Origin of the sequence: uncultured Microbacterium sp. (assembly GCF_900078385.1) — a bacterium.
In the GTDB taxonomy this organism is placed as follows: Bacteria; Actinomycetota; Actinomycetes; order Actinomycetales; family Microbacteriaceae; genus Microbacterium.
Map to the genome: position 1 here is coordinate 56,301 of NZ_FLQR01000012.1, position 12,817 is coordinate 69,117.

Consider the following 12,817-nt stretch of genomic DNA (forward strand, 5'->3'; position numbering starts at 1 on the left):
CTGGGGTCATCGCGCATCCGCGCTGTGAGAGGAGAACGCCATGAGCACCGCCTTCCCCGACTCCCCCGGTTCCCCCGGGGAGACCCCCGGCCCCGCGAGCCCGCCGGATCCGGGACTGCCCGGCGCCCCGGAGGAGCCGCTGGCCCCGTACCCGTCCGAGCCGCTGGCGCCGAATCCGACCGAGCCGTTCGCGCCGCACCCCGAGGAGCCGTTGACCGACCCGGACGGGCCGAACCGCTACTGACGCTCAGCGGGACCAGGTCGACGCGGCGTCACCGGCGGCGCTGTCAGCGGAAGAGGTCGTCGTACTCCGCGAGCGCGACGACGCCGTCGGCCGCCGCGGCCAGCGTGGGGTCGGCGGCGATGAGCGCGTCGGCCTGCAGCGTCGCGACGGCCAGGTACTCGGCGGCCGCGGTGTCTTCCCACCCGAGCCCGGAGGCGATCTTCCACGCCGTCGCCCGCGACACGCGGTCGCCGAGCAGCCGGATCTTCAGCGCCGCGATGCCCTCCAGCCGCGCGCGGCCCTCCTTCTCGGCGAGGGTGCCGTCACGCACCGCCCGGTAGAGCGCACCCAGCGCATGCGAGCGCAGCACGGCCGGGCCCACGAGGGAATGCGCCGCACTCACCGCCCGCCCCTCTTCGACGAGGCGCAGAGCCGTTCCGGAGTCGATCGCGTACCGGGTCATGCCGAGATCATCCCACCGGGCGCGGACACTCCAGCGCGCGCGGAACCTCGAGGCTCCCGACGGGGGTCCGCCGCGCGCGTCGCTCGATGACCAGGTTGAGCACACCGAGTCCCACCACGACCCCGGCCGCGAGGAACGGGAGCACCATGGCGGTGCGCGCGCCGAAGGCCTCGGCCACGGCGCCGGTCACGGCGGCGGAGAGCGACTGGGACAGCGCCACGGCCGACCCGAGCACGGTCATGATCGTCGCCGACCGGCCGACCGGGCTGCGCTGGCCGGCCAGGCTGTAGAGGGTCACGAGGGTCGGCCCGACGCCGAGACCCATGACCGCCAGCATCAGGGTCACGCCGCCGACCGAGTCGCTCAGCGCGAACCCGAGCGCGGAGGCCGCCAGCACGCCGGCGAACAGCATCCACCGCCAGCGCAGCGCGAAGCGCGTCGGCAGCACGGCGACGGCGAGGGCGAGCACGGCGGACCCGATGCCCATCACCCCGTACATCAGCGACGCGGCGTCGACGTCGTTCCGCTCCGACATGAAGGCCGTCAGCGACGTGAGCGTCGAGCCGAAGAACATGCCCACGGCGAAGGTCGCGGCCACGAGGACGAGCACGGGGGCGCGCAGCAGGTCGCGCGCCGGAGCCATCTCGGCGACGCTCTCGCCGTGGCTCGTCGACACGCGCGCCGTGGGATGCAGGGCGAATGCCGTCACGAAGACGAGGCTCAGCACGGCGGCCGCGGCGATCGGGACCCACGGGGCGATGAACGAGGCCAGGATGCCGACGACCACCGGCCCGATGACGAACGCGGTCTCGTCCGCCGCCGACTCGTACGCCATCGAACGGGAGAAGGTGCGGATGCGGCGGTGCGGCGAGAGGCGGTCGCGGATGATCGTCATCATGCGGCTCCGCGACATCGCGGCGGCCTGCGGCGCGGACAGGCCGATGAGGAACGCCGCGGTCAGCAGCATCCCGTCGACGAGGTTCGACGATGCGACGAACGGGAATGCGATGAGGAGCGCCCCGTTCACGAGCCCGAGCGGGACCAGCACGCGGCGCTGGCCGAGCCGGTCGACGGCGTCGCCGACGAGGGGACCGGCGATCACCGTGCCGATGCCGACGGCGGCCGACGTCAGCCCGCCGAGCGCGACGGAGCCGCGCACCGAGACGACGAGGGTCAGCACGCCGACGACCATCATGGCGAACGGGAGACGCGCGAGGAACGCGATCGGGAAGTACCAGAGCCCGGTGTGCGAGATCAGGGAACGATCATCGACGGCGGTCGCGGTCATGGTGGAGCACCTCGGTTCGGCTGGCGGTCGGAGTGTGCCGCCTTGCCTTCCCAGCAGGTAGATGCACCATACGGGCGCCGCAGAATGCGGACGCCTCGCTTCCAGAGTAGCGCGTGCCGGTGGGAACGCGCTGGGTGGATCGTGCGGGTCGGCCGCTACCAGCCCATCGATCCCGGGATGCCCTTGAACGGGCCGACGACGGATGCCGTCACCCAGCCGCCGTAGAAGCCGCCGGGCTGAGGGGTGACCGTCTCGCCGTCGACCGTGCACCGGTCCATCTCGCGCGCGTAGACGGCGACACGGTCGGCGAGCCCCTCGTAGCCGGGCAGCGGATACGGGTAGCCCCATGCCGCGCGAGGGCGGACGAGGCCGCCGCCGGCGACGTCGAAGTAGCGCGCCGCGCCCTTGAACTCGCAGACCGACGATCCGGCCGCGGAGAGGATGGCGCCGTCGGCGAACGCCGCGACCGGCAGGTAGTAGACCGGCGGATGACTCGTCTCCAGCACGCGGACGACGTCGTCCGTGTCGACGATGGTCCGCCCGCCGAGGACGATCGTGACGCGGGACGCGACCTGCTCGACGCGGGGCGGACGCGGGTAGTCCCACACGGACTCCTGGCCGGGAGCGACGGGATCGGCGTGAGGGCGCGGCATCCCTTCACTGTACGTCCGCTGAAGGTCCACCCGGGCCGCCGCCCGCGATGTTTGACTGGTGCCATGAGCGCCGTGCCGATGTTCCCGCTCGGGTCCGTGCTGTTCCCGTACACCCCGCTCCCCCTGCGCGTCTTCGAACCGCGCTACCTCACGATGCTGGGGCGCCTGCTCGACGCCGAAGAGCCGACATTCGGGGTCGTGCTCATCGAGCGCGGTCACGAGGCGGGCGGCGGCGATCAGCGCAGCAGCATCGGGACCTTGGCGCGGCTCCTGGAGATCTCGACCGGCGACGACGACATGTACGCCTTGGCGGTCGGCACGGAGCGGATCACGGTCGATCGTTGGCTCGACGACGATCCCCACCCGCAGGCCGAGGTGTCGCCCGTGCCGCCGCTCGAGTGGAACGAAGCCCTGACGCCGCTGCTCACCGAGGCGGAGGCGCTGGTGCGCCGGATGCTGGCCCGCAGCGCCGCCATCGGCGAGGCGGCCTGGGATCCGAACGTCGAGCTGTCCGATGATCCCGTCGCCTCCGCGTGGCAGCTCGCCGCGATCGCGCCGCTCGGCGAGTACGACCGCTTCACCCTGCTGCAGTCCACGACGACGGGAGGGCTCCTCCGTCAGATCATCGACCTGACGCTGGAGATCGAGCCGCTGCTCGGACTGCCGGACTGACCGCGCCGCACGGGACGGTGCTGCCCACGGGCTGTTGCCGCTGTCGGCGGGGCGGAGTACACCGGGACGATGAGCAAGACACGCACGTGGCTCGACGGCTACCTCACGGCCTGGAAGTCCAAGGACCCGGCCGACGTCCGGGCGATCTTCACCGACGACGCGGAGTACTGGTTCCGCCCCGACGACCCCGACCCGGCCCGCGGCATCGACGCGGTGATCGAGGCCTGGCTCGATCCCGAGCCGACCGAGGCGCAGCCCGACCTCCAGGTCCTCGTCGAGGACGACCGGGTCGGCATCATCAGCGGCCGGGTCGAGTACCCGGGCCACGCCTCCTACGCGAATCTCTGGGAGGTCCATTTCGCGCCGGACGGGCGCGCGAGGAAGTTCATCGAGTGGTTCATGACGCCGCGGAAGGGCGACGGGGACTGACCGTTGCTCAGTTGAGCGCGCGGGTCGAGGGTGGGATGACTCCGTCGGCGTACAGGCTCTTCGCGACGTCCTGCAGCGCGGTCAAGGCGACGCGCTGCGTCATCGGTCCGTAGGAGATCCGCGCGACGCCGAGCGCCTCGTACTCGGCGGCGGAGAGCGCACCGGGCAGGCCGATGACGCTGATCTTCCGCTCCCCGATCCCCTCGACGAGCCGGCGGGTGACGTCCGCGTTCAGGATGCCGGGCACGAAGACGATGTCCGCGCCGGCGTCGAGGTAGGCGCGGCCGCGCTCGATGGCATCCGCGATCGACTGCTCGATGGGGCGGTCCCCGCCGCGGACGATCGCGTCGGTGCGTGCATTGAGCGCGAACGGCACACCCTCGGACTCCCCCGCGCGCACGATCGCCTCGACGGCGGCGACCGACTCGGCGAGCGGCTTCAAGCGGTCCTCGACGTTGGCGCCGACGATGCCGACGCCGATCGCGCGACGGGCCGTCTCGCCGGCGTCGCCGAAGCCGGCATCCAGGTCGGCGGACACCGGCACGTCGCCCGCGACCGCGACGATCCGGCCGACCATGTCGAGCACGAAGTCGAGCGGGATGTTCTCGCCGTCCGCGTAGCCGAAGGTCGCGGCGATCGAGTGCCCGGCGGTCGCGAGCGCTTTCGTCTCCGGCAGAGCGAGGATCGTCTTGGCGGAGACGACATCCCACACGTTCACGACGCGGAGGATCTCCGGCGCGGAGTGGAGGGCGGACAGGGTCTGGGCGCGTTCTGCCTGGGAGGTCATGACTTCACGCTATCGAGCGACCTCGATCGCGGCGAGGGGTTGACTCGGGCTCAGATGCCGACCGTGACCGGCGCCCTCGAACGGAAGAAGCGCCCCGCGGCGCGGGAGAGACCGATGGACGGCTTCTCCACCCAGCGGTAGAACGCGACGGTGACCAGGACGATGACCGCGTACACGACCGGAAGGGCGAGAACCCACGGGAACCATCCCGCGGCGCCGAGCAGGAGGGCCGACGCCACGATGATCGGCTCGTGCACGAGGTACAGGCTGAAGGACCGGCGCCCGAAGAACATGACGCCCGGGCTCGCGAGGAATCCCCCTGCTCGACGCGACACGATCGCCAGCACGACGAGGCCCACGGATCCGAGGAGCGAGAGGATCCAGAACTGTCCGCGAACGAGCGGAGCGCTCGGGGCGAAGGGTTCGAAGAGCGCCGGAACGATCAGCAGCAGCCCCACGACGCTCCACGACGCGGTGCGCCCGGCACTTCCCGCGCTCAGGTACCAGCCACGCAGCGTCGAGACCTTGAGCGCGAGGATCATCCCGAGGCAGAAGACCGGCAGATACCTCAGCAGCCCGCTCGTGATGTGAGCGAGCGGGAGAAGTTCGCGCACCTCCCGGAACTCGGCGAGACAGCTCATCACGACGAGCAGCGGAACCGCGATCAGCCACCATCGCTCGACGCGTATGGCCCGGAAGACGATCCAGATCAGTGGCAGGAGCAGCGAGAACCAGACCTCCCAGGTCAGCGACCACAGGGGACTGTTCAGGTTCGAGGTGCCGAACAGCAGGACCATGTCGAGCGCGAACGCGCCGGCCGACGGGTCCTGGTGCGACGCAAGCCAGGAACTGGCGGCGCCGGTGTCCCTCGCGATCGACAGCGCCAGGATCAGAGCGAGGATCAGCGATCCCCACACCGGCACGTAGAGGCGGACGATGCGGCGCGCCAGGTAGGAGCCCACGAAGCGCGCGGTCATGGTGCGGCCGATGAAGCCCAGGGTGAGGACGAATCCACTCAGCACGAAGAACACCATGACGGCCTCGGCCCCCATCGTGAGGACGCGCAGCGGAGTCCTGAGCAGGACCCACTCGGCGGTGCCGAAGGACGGCTCCGCGCCATCGACGATCGACGCGGAGAACGCCGGAACGATGAGGAGCGAGTGGCACAGAACGACCACGAGGGCTGCCACGCCGCGCAGACCGTCGAGCGACTCGATTCGTTCGACACCGCGAGCAGCGTCGGGTAGCCCCCGTGATCCCATCCCCAACCCCCCAGCAGGTGCCTCAGAGCGTAGCGTCGATGGCGCGTCACCGCTACGCGCGGCGGCCACTCGACTAGCGTGGCCGCACAGCCGCCTGAGGAGTCGACGTGACCGCACGACCCGAGGGATCGCCGACGATCTCGGTCGTCATCCCCGTGAAGGATGACGCGAACGAGCTGCACCGCTGCCTCCGTGCTCTGCAGCTGCAGACCCGCGAGCCCGACGAGATCGTCGTCGTCGACAACGGCTCCTCGGATGCCTCGGCGCAGGTTGCGCGGGAGTTCGGTGCGCGTGTCATCCGGTGCGACAGGTCCGGCATCCCGGCGGCGAGCTCCGCGGGGTACGACGCCGCGACGGGCGACGTCATCGCCCGGCTCGACGCCGACTGCATTCCGGCGCGGACATGGATCGAGACCGTCGCCGACGCGTTCGCGCGCCGGCCGGATGTGTCGGTGTTCACGGGCGGGGCGCGCTTCGTCGACGGGCCGATCGCGCTGCGCACGTCGCTGGCGGCCGGCTACCTCGGGGCCTACGCGCTCGTCACGGTTCCCGCGCTGGGCCACCTGCCCGTCTTCGGGTCGAACCTGGCCTTCCGGCGTTCGGCGTGGCAGGGCATCCGCAGCCATGTGCACCGGCAGGATCCCGAGCTGCACGACGACCTGGACTTCGCGTTCCACGTCGGCGAGCGGCACCGCATCCGCTATCTCCGCGGCGCGGCGATGGGCATCTCGATGCGGCCGTTCGCGTCCGGGGCCGACTTCGGGCAGCGCGTGCGGCGAGGGGTCCGCACCGTGCTCGTGCACTGGCCGGCGGACTTCCCGCCGGTGCGCTGGGTGCGCCTGGCTCTGCGTCGGGCGCTGCATCGCCTGGGCGTGCCTGTCCCCCGGCGGCGGGCCGCGCCATGAGCGTCGCTCCCCTGATCGGGCCGGTGGACCCACCGGACCTGCACGTCATGAGCTACAACATCCGTCGTCGGTTCACGGGCCCACGCGTCCGCCCCGCCGACCGCTGGCGCCGGCGCCGACCCCTCCTCGAGGCACTCCTGCGCGCCGAGCAGCCGACGCTGCTGGGTGTGCAGGAGGCGATGCCCGATCAGGCGACGACCGTGCGGGACGCACTCGGAGAGCGATACCGGTTCGTCGGACATGGTCGCCAGGCGAACGGCCAGGGCGAGGGATGCCCGCTGTTCTTCGACGGTGGGCGCCTCGAGCTGCTCGACTGGCGGCAGAGAGCCCTCTCCGACCGGCCGCAGGTGCCCGGTTCGAAGTCCTGGGGCTCGGCGCTTCCCCGCATCCTCGTGACGGCGACGTTCCGGGACCGTGGAACCGATCTGCGATTCGTCGCCCTCAACACCCACTTGGATGTCTTCTCGGCGCGCGCTCGGGTGGCCGGCGCTCGGCAGATCCGCGAGCTCGTCGAAGATCAGAACCTTCCGACCATCGTCATGGGCGACTTCAACGCGCGCCCAGGATCGGCGCCCCTGCTCGAGCTGCTGGGCGGCGATGACCTCGTGGATGCCTGGGATGGCGCCGCGGAACGCGAGACCCCCGAATGGGACACCTACGCCGGGTATCGTCGCCCGCATGTGCGTCGAGGACGGATCGACTGGATCGCGGTCACACCGGACGTGCAGGTGACGCGCGCGGCCATCGACGCCCGCCGCCTCGACGGAGGCTGGGCCTCGGATCATCTGCCGGTGCACGCCGTCGTGCGGTGGGAGGGCCGCGGCGCATGATCGAGAACTTCCTCCGGCGTCCGCGCGGCGTGGCCGAGACGATCGCCGACGCCGTGCGCGTCGCGGGGGCGGTCAGCATCCTGATCGCGGCGATCTGGTGGTCCGGGACGGATGCCGGCATTCTCGCGCTCGCACTTCCCGCGCTGCTGGTCCCCCGGTTCGTCGGCGTCCGGCCGTGGTTCGACATCACGTATGGGATCGCGGTGCTCGTGGCGTCATGGAGCAACGTGCTCGACCTGTACCGCAGCATCGCGGGATGGGACCTCGTGGTGCACACCGTCTGCACGGGCCTGATCGCGGCGATCGCATACCTCGCGCTCGTGCGCTGGGGAGTCACGCCTCCGCCTCCTGCCGCGCGCCCGGCGGCCGTCATCTTCACGGCGTCGCTCGGCCTCGCGGCGAGTGCCGTGTGGGAGATGCTCGAGTGGATCGGCAAGACCTTCGTCACAGCGGAGATCTTCGTGACCTACACCGACACGATCGGCGACATGGCCGTCGGCGGACTCGGCTCGGTCGCCGCCGGCTTCCTCGTGGCCAGAGTGCCGTTGCTGCGGGAGTGATCGCGCGGGTCCACCGGAGGCGCCGACGTCACCTCCTGCACCGGACGGATATTCGTCCAGTCGTCCACTACTGGGCCCTCAGTGTCGCATCAATGTCTGATATTGGCGGGACAATGGAGGTATGCAGGAGCTACCCGACCCGATCGCTGAGGATGCCGCGGCCCGCGCCGCCGGGCGTCTGGCTGAGGTGCTCCCCGACCTGATCGACGTGCGCGAAGAGATCGCGCGACTGCAGGCTCGGGAGGCGCGGCTGCTCGCCGTCGCCGACGAGATCGTCGATGACTGGGTGACGGATGCCGGCTGGCGGCATCGTTCGGAGGCGGAGCTTCCGCACCGGGTCGCGGCGGCCGAGATCGCGGCCGTCTGGCGCGTCAGCGATCGCACGGTGCAGCGCCAGCTCGACGATGCACGCAGCCTCGTGCACGACTTCCCCGCGACCCTGGCCTCGCTCGAGACCGGCCGGATCTCGCTGGCGCACGCGCGCGTGATCCTTGCGAGCGGCTCGCTGATCGCGCGACCCGAACTGCGCGCCGAGTACGAGGAGTCCGTCCTGCCCTACGCCGAGGCGGAGTCCGCGACGCGGCTCGCGCCCCTCGCACGGCGGCGCGCGGAGTGGTACGCCGAGACGACGTTCGAGGAGCGTCACCGCGCGGCACGGTTGCACCGGCGGGTGAGCGTGACGGATCTCGACGACGGCATGGCGGAGTTCCTGGCCGTCGGACCTGCTCCGATCATCCACGCGGCGTTCGACCGTGTGACGCAGCTCGCGCATGGCGTGCAGGAGGCCCGGGACACGGCGGGCGACGAGGGCGCGGCGGCCGACACGCGCACGCTCGATGAGCTGCGAGCCGATGTCTTCGCCGACCTGATCCTCACAGCGGATCCGCTGTCTGTCCCGCTTCCCACCGGTGCCGCCGCGGTGCAGGGCCGGGTCCAGGTGACCGTTCCGGTGCTCGCGCTCATCGGGGACGACATCGCCGACCCGTTCGAGGCCACGATGCTCGACGGGCACGGCCCCGTCGACCTCGCCACCGCGCGAGCGCTGGCCGCGAGTGCACCCGGCTGGGACCGGATCCTGACCCACCCCGTCACCGGCGCCGTCCTCGCCGTCGACCGGTACCGGCCGAGCGAGGAGATGCGGCGGCACCTGAAGGTCCGCGATCAGCACTGCCGGTTCCCCGGATGCCGCCTGCCGGTGACGGCATGCGACATCGATCACACGCACGACCGTGCGCGCGGCGGCGCGACGGACGCCGCGAATCTCGCCCACCTGTGTCGAAGGCATCACACGGTGAAGCACAACTCCGCGTGGCGGGTGCGACAGCGACCGGGCGGCGTCCTGGAGTGGACATCCCCCACCGGCCGCGTCTACGACGACCGGCCGGTGAGCACGGTGACCTTCGTCACCGACCCCGAGTTCGACCTCGCGCCGTTCTGACAGCATCCGTAGAGTGGCGCCATGTCTCCTGGCAAGGACGATGCCGTCACGCTCGAGATCGACGGACGCGAGGTCCGAGTGAGCAGCCCCGGGAAGATCGTCTTCCCCGATGCAGGGCTGACCAAGCTCGACATCGTCGAGTACTACCTCGCCGTCGCCGACGGCGCCCTGCGCGGAGCCGCCGACCGCCCCATGGTCCTCAAGCGCTTCGTGAAGGGCATCGACAAGGAGGCGTTCTTCCAGAAGCGCGTCCCCGACAATCACCCCGACTGGATCCAGACCGCGACACTGCAGTACGCCTCGGGAACGAGCGCCGAGGAGACGGTGATCCAGGATGCCGCCGGTCTCGCATGGGTCGTGAACCTCGGCTGCCTCGACCTGAACCCGCACCCCGTGCGCGCCGCGGATCTGGACCACCCCGACGAGCTGCGGATCGACCTCGACCCCATGCCCGGTGTGGACTGGTCGCAGATCGTCGACGTCGCCTTCGTCGCACGCGACGTCCTCGATGACCACGGCCTGGTCGGGTGGCCCAAGACGTCGGGCTCCCGCGGCATCCACATCCTGATCCGGATCCACCCGCAGTGGGACTACAAGGACGTCCGCCTCGCCGCGCAGACGTTCGCGCGTGAGGTCGAGAACCGCGCTCCCGGCCTTGCGACCGCGCACTGGTGGAAGGAGGAGCGCGGCGAGAGCGTCTTCGTCGACTTCAACCAGAACGCGAAGGACCGCACCGTCGCCTCCGCCTACTCCGTCCGCCCACGACCCGATGCGCGCGTCTCGGCGCCGCTCACCTGGGAGGAGCTGCGCGTACGCCGCCCCGAGGAGTTCACCGTCCGCACGGTTCCGGTGCGCTTCGCCGAGCAGGGCGACCCGCACGCCGGCATCGATGAGGCGCCCGGATCGCTCGACGCGCTCCTCGCCCTCGCGAAGGAGATCGGTCCGGCCGAGCGTGCGCCCCGCGGCGGCGACGGCTCGGGTCGGCGGCAGTCGACGATGCCGCTCATCGAGATCGCCCGCGCCAAGACCAAGGACGAGGCCCTGGCCGCGCTGGAGACCTGGAAGAAGCGGCATCCCGACGTCGTCGCCCAGCTCTCCCCCGCCGACGTCCTCGTCGACGGGATGCGCGGCTCCAGCTCGCTCTGGTACCGCATCCGCATCAACCTGCAGCACGTCGCGGAGGGCGACCGGCCGGCGCAGGAGGCCCTCGAGGTCGACTACGACCCCTGGGGCGGATGGGGCGGCGCGGGAGGGGCGGGCGGCAGGCGCTGAGGCCGGCCGACGTCAGAGCGTCCGCAGTTCGACGTCCCGCAGGATGCCGTCGTCGACGACCACCGTCATCATCGTGTGGTGGGGCTGCCGCCGCCGATCGGTCGGCGATCCGGGGTTGAGCAGGCGGATCCCGCCCGGGGTGGTCGTGTCCCACGGGATGTGGCTGTGTCCGAACACCAGCACGTCGACCTCCGAGTACTCGGCGTCCATCCGCTCCTCGCGCTTCCGCGCCTGGCCGGTCTCGTGGACGACGGCGAACCGCACGCCGTCGACCTCCCGGCGCGCGACCTCGGGAAGGCGTGCCCGCAGATCGGGTCCGTCGTTGTTGCCGAAGACGCCGAGCACGTCGCCGTGCCCCGCCAGATCATCCAGGACCGACGCCGCTACCCAATCGCCCGCGTGGACGATGAGGTCCGCGTCATCCGCGGCCCGCAGCACGGCGGCCGGAAGCCCGCGCGCTCGACCCGGGATGTGCGTGTCGGAGAGGAGGAGCAGTCTCGTCGCCATCCGACGATTCTGGGGGCCGCCGCGCACGCCTGTCGAGCCGAAGACAGGGTCCGGATATCTCGCAGGGGGCGCCCGACGCGCTTTGGTAGCGTCGAGCCGTGACCAAGACCGCCGGCTTCGCGCTGACCGCCCTCGCCATGCTCGTCCTCGCCGGCTGTTCCGGAGCCCCCGCCGCATCGGAGTCGGAGACCCCCGACGCGGCGCCGACGGCGAGCGCTTCCCCGACGGCGTCCGCGACACCGACGCCGGAGCCCGCCGGCTGGACGGCGCCCGAGGAGTGCACCGGCATCGACGTCAGCCCCGGCGCGGCCGTGGCCGGCGAGGCGCTGGGTGCGTGCATGCAGAAGGCGCTCTCCAGCTACGGCACGGGGCGCGAGACGATCAGCGGCGAGGAGCTCGGCGGCGAGATCGAGTTCCGCTACGCGCCGGACTTCGAGTTCCAGGGGTCGCTCGAAACCGGCGACGGCCCCATCGAGATCACCTTCCTCGACGGCACCGTCTGGATCGACAGCGGAGAGGGTCCGGTCAAGGGCGACACCGCATCGTCCGACCCCGAGGAGCAGATGGCGGGCGTCGCCGGAGAGCTGTACCGCGTCTTCTCCGACCCCTCGTTCGCGGGCGACCTCATCGCGGCAAGCCCCACCTGGACCGTCGCGTCGGCGCAGGAGTCGATCACGCTGGCGAACGGCGACACCGTCGCCGCGACCCGCATCACGAGCGATGCGCCCTTCGACTGGTACGACCTGCCGGTGCAGCAGTACGTCGTCTGGCTCGCCGAGGACTGGACGCCGGTGGGCTCCGAGGGCACCGCGTCCTTCTTCGGCTCGTCGAGCACGATCACCCAGCACTACTACGACCTCGGGGAACCCGTCGAGATCACGCCCGTCGGCTGAGCGCCCGTCACGCGGGAGTGTTCACTCCCGGAAATCCTCGGGGTCGACGTGCTCGAGGAACTCCTTGAACTCCTCGAGGTTCTCCTCGGGGTCGCCCTCCGTCTCATCGTCCGTGACGACGTCGATGACGCCGGCCTCGGCGAGCACATCGTCGGCGACCCAGATCGGAGCCGCCGCCCGCGACGCCAGCGCGATGGCGTCCGACGGGCGCGCATCGACGAGGTGGATGCCGGCGGCAGAGGTGAGCGTCACCTCGGCGTAGAACGTGCCCTCCTCGATCCGCGTCACCTCGACGCGGTCCACGGTGGCGCCGAGCTCGTCCAGGAGCGACCGCATGAGGTCGTGCGCGAGGGGACGCGGAGGGATCGCGCCCTCGACGGCGATGAGGATGGAGGTCGCCTCCTGCGCACCGATCCAGATCGGCAGGATGCGCCCCTCGCCGGGCAGCGAATCCAGGGGCTTCAGCAGGATGACGTGCTGTCCCGCGGCATCCAAGGCGACCCCGGCCACTCTCACCTGGACCATGGGCCTCTCCCCTCGACGGATGCCGTTGGCGCTGCTTCCATCGTAGGCACGTGACCCGGATTGCGTACCCGGGGCGGGAGGAACCCCCCGCCCTCCCGCCCCGTTCCGCT

The 12,817-nt window shown here is 71.3% G+C and carries 16 protein-coding genes; 9 read left to right on the top strand and 7 right to left on the bottom strand.

Translation table 11 applies throughout. The features are described from left to right. Window positions 1-40 precede the first annotated feature (40 nt). Window positions 41-244 (top strand): hypothetical protein, encoded by a 204-nt coding sequence (locus QZL85_RS14405; RefSeq protein WP_295578017.1) that lies wholly within the window; start codon window positions 41-43, stop codon window positions 242-244. 43 nt (window positions 245-287) lie between these two features. Here the strand turns inward: QZL85_RS14405 and QZL85_RS14410 are convergent, their stop codons facing one another. From QZL85_RS14410 to QZL85_RS14420, 3 genes are all read right to left on the bottom strand, one after another. Continuing rightward, window positions 288-686, bottom strand: a complete 399-nt coding sequence (locus QZL85_RS14410) for a hypothetical protein (protein WP_295578019.1) — start codon at window positions 684-686, stop codon at window positions 288-290. Window positions 687-693: 7 nt separating this feature from the next. Beyond that, window positions 694-1,974 carry an MFS transporter gene (locus tag QZL85_RS14415; protein ID WP_295578021.1) on the bottom strand — a complete coding sequence of 427 codons (1,281 nt, stop codon included), beginning with the start codon at window positions 1,972-1,974 and terminating at the stop codon, window positions 694-696. A gap of 155 nt (window positions 1,975-2,129) precedes the next feature. Further along, window positions 2,130-2,627 carry a DUF427 domain-containing protein gene (locus QZL85_RS14420; protein WP_295578023.1) on the bottom strand — a complete coding sequence of 166 codons (498 nt, stop codon included), beginning with the start codon at window positions 2,625-2,627 and terminating at the stop codon, window positions 2,130-2,132. A gap of 63 nt (window positions 2,628-2,690) precedes the next feature. Between QZL85_RS14420 and QZL85_RS14425 the strand changes: the two genes are divergently transcribed. After that, window positions 2,691-3,299, top strand: a complete 609-nt coding sequence (locus QZL85_RS14425; RefSeq protein WP_295578025.1) for an LON peptidase substrate-binding domain-containing protein — start codon at window positions 2,691-2,693, stop codon at window positions 3,297-3,299. A 69-nt stretch (window positions 3,300-3,368) separates the two neighbouring features. Then, complete coding sequence (locus tag QZL85_RS14430) at window positions 3,369-3,728, top strand: nuclear transport factor 2 family protein (RefSeq protein ID WP_295578028.1); 360 nt, start codon at window positions 3,369-3,371, stop codon at window positions 3,726-3,728. A gap of 7 nt (window positions 3,729-3,735) precedes the next feature. Here the strand turns inward: QZL85_RS14430 and QZL85_RS14435 are convergent, their stop codons facing one another. Together QZL85_RS14435 and QZL85_RS14440 are read right to left on the bottom strand one after the other, a co-directional pair. Then, on the bottom strand, window positions 3,736-4,515 hold the full coding sequence (locus QZL85_RS14435; protein WP_295578030.1) for an isocitrate lyase/phosphoenolpyruvate mutase family protein: 780 nt from the start codon (window positions 4,513-4,515) through the stop codon (window positions 3,736-3,738). 50 nt (window positions 4,516-4,565) lie between these two features. Further along, entirely contained in the window at window positions 4,566-5,777 is a 1,212-nt protein-coding gene (locus tag QZL85_RS14440) for an acyltransferase (protein ID WP_295578032.1), read from the bottom strand. Window positions 5,778-5,884: 107 nt separating this feature from the next. On the opposite strand from QZL85_RS14440, the gene QZL85_RS14445 reads away from it, so the two are divergent. From QZL85_RS14445 to ligD, 5 genes are all read left to right on the top strand, one after another. Further along, window positions 5,885-6,682, top strand: a complete 798-nt coding sequence (locus QZL85_RS14445; protein ID WP_295578034.1) for a glycosyltransferase family 2 protein — start codon at window positions 5,885-5,887, stop codon at window positions 6,680-6,682. Beyond that, window positions 6,679-7,512 carry an endonuclease/exonuclease/phosphatase family protein gene (locus QZL85_RS14450; protein ID WP_295578036.1) on the top strand — a complete coding sequence of 278 codons (834 nt, stop codon included), beginning with the start codon at window positions 6,679-6,681 and terminating at the stop codon, window positions 7,510-7,512. Before QZL85_RS14445 ends, QZL85_RS14450 begins: the two co-directional genes overlap by 4 nt. Further along, complete coding sequence (locus tag QZL85_RS14455) at window positions 7,509-8,072, top strand: hypothetical protein (protein WP_295578038.1); 564 nt, start codon at window positions 7,509-7,511, stop codon at window positions 8,070-8,072. The genes QZL85_RS14450 and QZL85_RS14455 overlap by 4 nt, the downstream gene beginning before the upstream one ends. Window positions 8,073-8,193: 121 nt before the next feature. Next, a complete protein-coding gene (locus QZL85_RS14460) occupies window positions 8,194-9,510 on the top strand; it encodes an HNH endonuclease signature motif containing protein (protein WP_295578041.1) in 1,317 nt (438 codons plus the stop codon). Between the two features lie 21 nt (window positions 9,511-9,531). Further along, a complete protein-coding gene (gene ligD / locus QZL85_RS14465; protein ID WP_295578043.1) occupies window positions 9,532-10,782 on the top strand; it encodes a non-homologous end-joining DNA ligase in 1,251 nt (416 codons plus the stop codon). Window positions 10,783-10,794: 12 nt separating this feature from the next. On the opposite strand, the gene QZL85_RS14470 is transcribed toward ligD, so the two are convergent. Continuing rightward, window positions 10,795-11,289, bottom strand: coding sequence for a metallophosphoesterase (locus QZL85_RS14470; protein ID WP_295578045.1), 495 nt, complete (start codon window positions 11,287-11,289; stop codon window positions 10,795-10,797). A gap of 98 nt (window positions 11,290-11,387) precedes the next feature. Between QZL85_RS14470 and QZL85_RS14475 the strand changes: the two genes are divergently transcribed. Beyond that, on the top strand, window positions 11,388-12,182 hold the full coding sequence (locus QZL85_RS14475) for a hypothetical protein (RefSeq protein WP_295578047.1): 795 nt from the start codon (window positions 11,388-11,390) through the stop codon (window positions 12,180-12,182). A gap of 21 nt (window positions 12,183-12,203) precedes the next feature. Here QZL85_RS14475 and QZL85_RS14480 read toward each other — a convergent pair whose 3' ends face one another. Then, window positions 12,204-12,707 carry a bifunctional nuclease family protein gene (locus tag QZL85_RS14480; protein WP_295578049.1) on the bottom strand — a complete coding sequence of 168 codons (504 nt, stop codon included), beginning with the start codon at window positions 12,705-12,707 and terminating at the stop codon, window positions 12,204-12,206. Window positions 12,708-12,817 lie beyond the last annotated feature (110 nt).